The organism is Mycobacterium sp. (genome assembly GCF_035603715.1).
Lineage (GTDB): Bacteria > Actinomycetota > Actinomycetes > Mycobacteriales > Mycobacteriaceae > Mycobacterium.
In genome coordinates this window covers 1-6,647 of record NZ_DATNJW010000225.1, presented here as the reverse complement: position 1 = coordinate 6,647, position 6,647 = coordinate 1, and the positions used below count along the sequence as shown (strand labels likewise).

Sequence of the window (6,647 nt, the reverse complement as noted above, 5' to 3'; positions counted from 1 at the left end):
CCCAGCAGCAACACCGGATACAGCTTGGCCGCGACGCCCAGACCGATCAGCACCCCGGCGAGCACCGGTCGGCGCCGCGCCCAAGCCAGCAACCCACCCACCGCCAAAGCCGTTGCCAGCGCATCGAAATTGGTGAAGATCTGAAAGATCACCAGCGGCGACGCGCCCACCAGCGCGGCGTCCCAAACCCGCCGGCCGGCCAGCCCTGCGGTCGCCCACAGTGTCGCCAACCAGGCCAACGCCAACCCGAGTGCGGCGACGTCGAAGAACACCACAACCTCGGCGACGACCGGCAGTCGAATCAGCTTGCTGAACGTGGTGTACGTCTTGGCCAACGCCATCGAGACGTACTGGTACACGCCGGTCAGGACGGGATACTCCATGTAGCGCACTGCCGGCTGACCGTCGTAGCGGGCCTGCGGCTTGCCGGCGCCGTCCTTCTCGATCCAGCTCGACTTGTACGGAAAACGGCCCTCGCTCAACAACTCCGCGCCGTACAGCGGCACGGTGTCGGAGTAGCACAACTCGTAGTAGGCCCGCTGATTCTGCCAGTTGGCGACGCGCTGATCGCCTGGGCCGGTCCCGATGGTCTGCAAGCACGGCGCTTTCGTCGACCAGCCCAGCGCCAGGAACACCAGCGCGATCAGAAACATCACTCGCAGCGGCGTCAGAACGGCGGCGCGACCGATGATCGCGTGCCGGCCCACCGGACCACCGATGACATTCGACAGCGCTGCGCCCAGAAAGTCGGTGCGGCTGGGGCAATCACGGTCATCGGCGGAGCGCAGATCCCTGGCCAACCGCCGCGGCGAGATCTCGGCGCGATCCGTCTCGGCGAGGGTCACGGCGGGGGCGACGGTCCCGGCTCGGGCGCTCCCGGCTGCGGTGCCGGCGGAGCCGCCGGTCCGACGGGCACCGTGGTCGGCGGCCCGATCGGAATCGTGATGCCCGGCGCGATTTCCATCGTGGGCTGAATGACCGTCATCTGCGGCGCCTGCGGCGGTGGTGGCGGCGCGGCGGGCACACCGGCGGAGCCACCGATCTCGGTGGGCTTGGGGAAGGACTCGTTGGTGGTGCCTTTGAGCGCGCCGTCCATCGTCGACTTCCAGATATCCGACGGCAGGCCCGACCCGTAGATGGCCCCGCCCCCCTTGCTCACCAGCGGCACATCCCCGCGCACGGTGCCGATCCACACCGCCGTCGACAGTGACGGGGTGTAGCCGACCATCCAGGCGTCCTTGTCGGCGTCGGTGTCACCCAGCTGGGTGGTGCCGGTCTTGGCCGCCGACGGCCGGCCGCCGGCCAGATTGTGTCCGCGCGAGTACCCCGCGATCGGCTGCATCGCCGACGTGACGTTGTCGGCGACGTCCTTGGGGATCCGCTGCTCACCGGTGTTGTCCGAGTTGGTCGCGTCGAACAGCACCTTCCCGTCGGCGTTGACCACCTTCTGCACGAAGTGCGGCCGGTGATAGATGCCGGAGTCGGCCAGCGTCGCGTAGGCCGAGGCCATGTCGAACGCGCGGGTCTGGTACTGGCCCAACACAATTCCGTTGTTGGGCGGACCACCCTTGCCGTCCTCGGACAGGGTGTGCTGGACACCCGGGAAGCTGGTTGCGATGCCCGCCTGGTGTGCAGCGGCCGCCACGTCCTCCGGACCGTTCTTCAACTTGAGCATCAGCCGGTAGTAGGAGGTGTTCAACGAACGCTTGAGCGCTTCGGCGATATTGCAGACCCCGCAGCCCTCGCCCTCCACGTTGGTGATCTTGATGCCGTTGACTGTCAGCGGTGAGCTGTCCACCTGGTAGCCCAGTCCGATCCCCTGCTCCAGCGCGGCGATCAACGCGAACACCTTGAACGACGACCCGGTCTGCAGACCGGCCTGGGCGAAGTCGAACCCGTTGGCATCCGAGCCGCCGTAGTACGCCTTCACCGCGCCGTTGTGCGGATCGATCGAAACGACCGCGGTCCGCATGTCGGGGCTCTGCCCCTCGAGGTATTTCGAGACGGCGTTCTCGGCGGCCTTCTGCGCCTGCGGGTCGATCGTGGTGGTGACCTGCAGCCCCTGGGTGTTCAGCGTCTGCTCGTCGATGTTGAACAGCTCGAGCAGTTCTTTGGTGACCTGTCGCTGGATCAGCCCGTTGGGGCCGGTGGTCTGGTCTTTCGCGCGAGCCTGCTCGGGTGGCACGGTCGGCGGAAATTGCTGTGCCGCACGGTCGGTCGGCGACAACGCCTTGATGTCGACCATCCCGTCGAGCACCCAATTCCACCGGGCCTTGGCGCCCTCGAGGTTCAGCGCGGGGTCCAGCGTCGACGGGCGCTGGATCAGCGCGGCCAGCAGTGCGCCGTCGGCGACGGTGAGTTGCTCGACGGGTTTGTCGAAGTAGGCCCGCGACGCCGCGGAGATTCCGTAGGCGCCCCGGCCGAAGTAGATGATGTTCAGATAGGCCTGCAGCACCTCGTCTTTGGACCACTCCCCCGACATCTTGGTGGCGATGACGAGTTCCTTGGCTTTGCGGATCAGGCCGCCGACGCCGGCGCGCTGGGCTCCCACCAACGCGTTCTTGACGTACTGCTGGGTGATCGTCGAACCGCCCTGCGTGTCACCGCCGAAGATGTTGTTCTTGAAGGCGCGCGCGAACCCGGTGAACGAGAAGCCCGGGTTGGAGTAGAAGTTGCGGTCCTCGGCAGCGATCACCGCCTGGCGGACGTTCACCGGCACCTGGTCGATGTTGACGTCCACCCGGTTACCTTCGGGGGGAACGATTTTCGCCAGCTCGGAACCGTCGCTGGCCAGAATCGTCGACACCTGGTTGGTGCGGATGTCGCCGGGCTTGGGAATGTCGACGATGAAGTAGGCCATCGCGAACGTGACGATCGGCAGCAGCAGGATCACCACGGCGCTCACGTAGAGCCCGCGACGGACCCACGTCCAGTTGATGTGGTGCAGCCAGTCCCAGTCGGCTCGCTGAGCCCAGCCCGGCAGCGGAGGCTTCCGCCCCGGCGGGCCAGGCGGGCCGGGCGGACGGCCGCCCGGTGGTCCACCTGCCGGCGGCCCACCCGAGCCACCAGCGGGCTTCTCCTGACGCCGTGACGTCTTGCTGTCGAGTGCGGCCGAAGCCATGTCGAGCGAGTCGCGCGAATCCGCGGACCGCGACGAGGGGCGACCGTCGAGTGCGGCCTTCACGTCGGCGATGGGATCCCGGAAGCGGTTCGGCGCGTCGTCCTTGACCGGAGGAAGGATCGTGGTCAGCCGGTCGTCGGGAGGTGGCGTGGGTCGTCGTCGCGGCTGCTTCGACCCGCCATCAGCCCCTGACCCGATCGGGTTGTCAGCGGCCGACTGGTCTTGCTGCCCTTCGTTATTCACTGGCCGTGCGGGCGCCGTCGCGCGCCGTCCGGGTGCTGCGCGGCTTCCGCGGCGGACGAGCCGTGCGTGTCGCGCCCAGCACATACGACTTGACCAAGTGATTCCAACTGCAGGTTCGGCATACCTCCACCACGTGTACGGAGAACTCTTCGAACCGCGAGGCTAGCAAGACCAGTTCTTCGGCGGTCCGCGCAGACCCGGACACCGCGCCGAGGTGGTCGCCGAATACCCACGAGACCAGCGTCAGTTGCTCTTTGCGGCAGATCGGGCACATGACCGAGCTCACCTTGCCGTGGAACTTGGCCGCGCGCAGCAGGTAGGGGTTGGCGTCACACACCTCGGAGACACCGGTCCGGCCGGAGTAGACCTCGGCCAGCAGTGATCGGCGCCGAAGCGCGTAATCCACTACCTGTCGCTGCAATCGCACGAAGACCAGAGTACGTCCGCGGCACCGATGCCGAGAGGTAGGTCGGTTACGTTTCCTGGCTAGGAAGCGCTGACCTCGCCGACGTTCGGCAAGAACGCCGACCTCACCGGCTCGCTCGGCGCAACCACCGATGCCGCCTCACCCAGCAGACCCCGCTCCGCGAGGATCGGCCGCACGCCCTCGCCGAAGATGTAGGCCTCCTCGAGGTGGGGATATCCGGACAGGATGAAGTGGTCCAGCCCCAGCTCGGCGTATTCGGCGATGCGATCGGCGACCTCGGTGTGCGAGCCGACCAGGGCAGTGCCCGCGCCGCCGCGCACCAGACCGACGCCCGACCACAGGTTGGGGTAGATCTCCAGCTGTCGGGCATCGGCCCCGGCCGTGTAATCCTGCCCACCGCCGTGCAATTGGCGCATCCGGCGCTGGCCCACCGATTCCGAACGGGCGAGCGACTGCTGCGCTGCGGCCACGGTCTCCGGGTTGAGCGCATTCAGCAACCGCTCCGCCTCGGCCCAGGCCTGCTCGCTGGTGTCGCGGGAGATGACGTGCACCCGAAGGCCGTAGCTCAGTTGTCTGCCCTGTGCGGTGGCCAGGCCGCGGATCCAGTCCAGCTTTTCTTTGACCTGCTCCGGCGGCTCGCCCCAGGTCAGATAAGTGTCGGCGTATTGGGCCGCGACCTGGCCGGCCTCCGGCGACGAGCCACCGAAGAAAACGGGTGGCAGCGGATCGGGCCGTCGCGCCAGGGAGGCTTGCTCGACGCGCAGGTGTTCGCCGGCCACGGTCACCGGGGAATCGGCGGTCCACAGCCGGCGGACGATGTCGAGGAACTCTCCGCATCGCGCGTAGCGGTCCTGCTTCTCCAGGAAGTCGCCGAACGCCCGCTGCTCGGTGCTCTCGCCGCCGGTGACCACGTTGAGCATCAGCCGACCTTGCGACTGCCACTGAAAGGTGGTCGCCATCTGAGCGGCCAGCGTCGGGCTGATCAGGCCCGGGCGGAACGCCACCAGGTACTTCAGCGACTCGGTGCTGCCGATCAGCATCGCGGTGGTCAGCCAGGCGTCCTCGCACCACAAGCCGGTCGGGGTCAGCACTGCCTCGAAGCCGTTGATCTCGGCGGCCTGGGCGAGCTGGATGAGGTACTTGAGGTCGGCCGGCCGGTCGCCACGCATCGTGCTGCCGTGCCCTCCGGCGATCAGATCGCGCGAGTCGCCGTACGTCGGAAGAAACCAATGCAGATGAATTGACACGTTGTTTGGTTATGCCGCGCGAACCGCGTCATGAACAGGCTTGCAACCAGGCTGATTGCAACTCGACCGGCTCGCCGGCGTGGTGGCCTGACTGCGCGGCTACCAACCGCTGAACAGAACGGGAACTTCAGCTGACCGCCCGGAGTGGCGCCGAATATATCGGGCCGATACTATTGCGCGAGACTGTTTCGCGACATAACAGCGTCGCATTCCATGGAGCAAAGGAGGTGACTCGGTGCTAGAGCTCGCCATCCTGGGACTCTTGCTCGAGTCGCCCATGCACGGCTACGAGCTGCGCAAACGGCTTACGGGTCTGCTCGGAGCCTTCCGGGCATTCTCCTACGGATCGCTGTACCCCGCACTGCGGCGGATGCAGTCCGACGGGCTGATCGCCGAGAACGCGGCTCCGACCGGCACGCCGGTGCGTCGGGCTCGGCGCGTGTACGAGATGACCGACGCGGGCAGGCAGCGCTTCAGCGAACTGGTGGCTGACACCGGCCCGCACAACTACACCGACGACGGGTTCGGCGTGCACTTGGCATTTTTCAACCGCACGCCGGCCGCAGCGCGGATGCGCATCCTGGAGGGTCGCCGCCGCCAGGTCGAAGAACGTCGGGAAGGCCTGCGTGAAGCAATTGCGCGGGCCAGCAACTCCCTGGACCGCTACACCCGCCAGCTGCATCAACTCGGGCTGGAGTCCAGCGAGCGCGAAGTCAACTGGCTCAACGAGCTGATCGCGGCCGAACGTGTTGCGCAACGCAGCGCAGAGCAGGCCTAGAGCCGAGTAATCCCCAATATGAGAGTCAAGGAGAACTCCGTATGAGTGAGCAGAACGCGCCGCAGGCGTCGACCGAGGTCCGAGTCGCTATTGTCGGCGTCGGCAACTGCGCGTCCTCGCTGGTACAGGGCGTCCAGTACTACTACGACGCCGACGAGAACAGCGCCGTTCCCGGCCTGATGCACGTGAAGTTCGGCCAGTACCACGTCCGCGACGTGAAGTTCGTCGCCGCGTTCGACGTGGACGCCAAGAAGGTCGGCTTCGACCTGTCCGAGGCCATCTTCGCGTCGGAGAACAACACCATCAAGATCGCCGACGTGCCGCCGACCAATGTGACCGTGCAGCGCGGCCCGACACTCGACGGCATCGGCAAGTACTACGCCGACACCATCGAGGTGTCCGACGCCGAGGCGGTCGACGTGGTGAAGGTGCTGCGTGAGGCCAAGGTCGACGTGTTGGTGTCCTACCTGCCGGTGGGCTCCGAGGAGGCCGACAAGTTCTATGCGCAGTGCTCGATCGACGCCGGTGTGGCGTTCGTCAACGCGCTGCCGGTCTTCATCGCATCGGACCCAGTCTGGGCGAAGAAGTTCGAGGACGCGGGCGTGCCGATCGTCGGCGACGACATCAAGAGCCAGGTCGGCGCGACCATCGTGCACCGGGCGCTGGCCAAGCTGTTCGAGGACCGCGGGGTCGAGCTGCTGCGCACGTACCAGCTCAACTTCGGCGGAAACATGGACTTCAAGAACATGCTCGAGCGGCAGCGCTTGGAGTCCAAGAAGATCTCGAAGACCAAGGCCGTCACCAGCCAGCTGGAGGACAACATCCTCGATG

The 6,647-nt window shown here is 66.6% G+C and carries 6 protein-coding genes; 2 read left to right on the top strand and 4 right to left on the bottom strand.

Annotation, left to right across the window (positions count from 1 at the left end; translation table 11 throughout):
• From VN856_RS09450 to VN856_RS09435, 4 genes are all read right to left on the bottom strand, one after another.
• Positions 1-845, bottom strand: an 845-nt coding sequence (locus VN856_RS09450) for a glycosyltransferase 87 family protein (protein ID WP_325688291.1), incomplete at its 3' end; no start/stop codon positions are given.
• Positions 842-3,364: a transglycosylase domain-containing protein gene (locus VN856_RS09445; protein ID WP_414686912.1), complete on the bottom strand. Its 2,523-nt coding sequence runs from the start codon at positions 3,362-3,364 to the stop codon at positions 842-844. The genes VN856_RS09450 and VN856_RS09445, both read right to left, overlap by 4 nt.
• Positions 3,357-3,791 carry a DUF5318 family protein gene (locus VN856_RS09440; RefSeq protein ID WP_325688289.1) on the bottom strand — a complete coding sequence of 145 codons (435 nt, stop codon included), beginning with the start codon at positions 3,789-3,791 and terminating at the stop codon, positions 3,357-3,359. The genes VN856_RS09445 and VN856_RS09440 overlap by 8 nt, the downstream gene beginning before the upstream one ends.
• A gap of 59 nt (positions 3,792-3,850) precedes the next feature.
• Positions 3,851-5,038: an LLM class flavin-dependent oxidoreductase gene (locus VN856_RS09435; RefSeq protein ID WP_325688287.1), complete on the bottom strand. Its 1,188-nt coding sequence runs from the start codon at positions 5,036-5,038 to the stop codon at positions 3,851-3,853.
• 235 nt (positions 5,039-5,273) lie between these two features.
• On the opposite strand from VN856_RS09435, the gene VN856_RS09430 reads away from it, so the two are divergent.
• Together VN856_RS09430 and VN856_RS09425 are read left to right on the top strand one after the other, a co-directional pair.
• A complete protein-coding gene (locus VN856_RS09430; RefSeq protein WP_325688286.1) occupies positions 5,274-5,816 on the top strand; it encodes a PadR family transcriptional regulator in 543 nt (180 codons plus the stop codon).
• 41 nt (positions 5,817-5,857) lie between these two features.
• On the top strand, positions 5,858-6,647 hold a 790-nt coding region (locus VN856_RS09425; RefSeq protein WP_325688285.1), incomplete at its 3' end, for an inositol-3-phosphate synthase.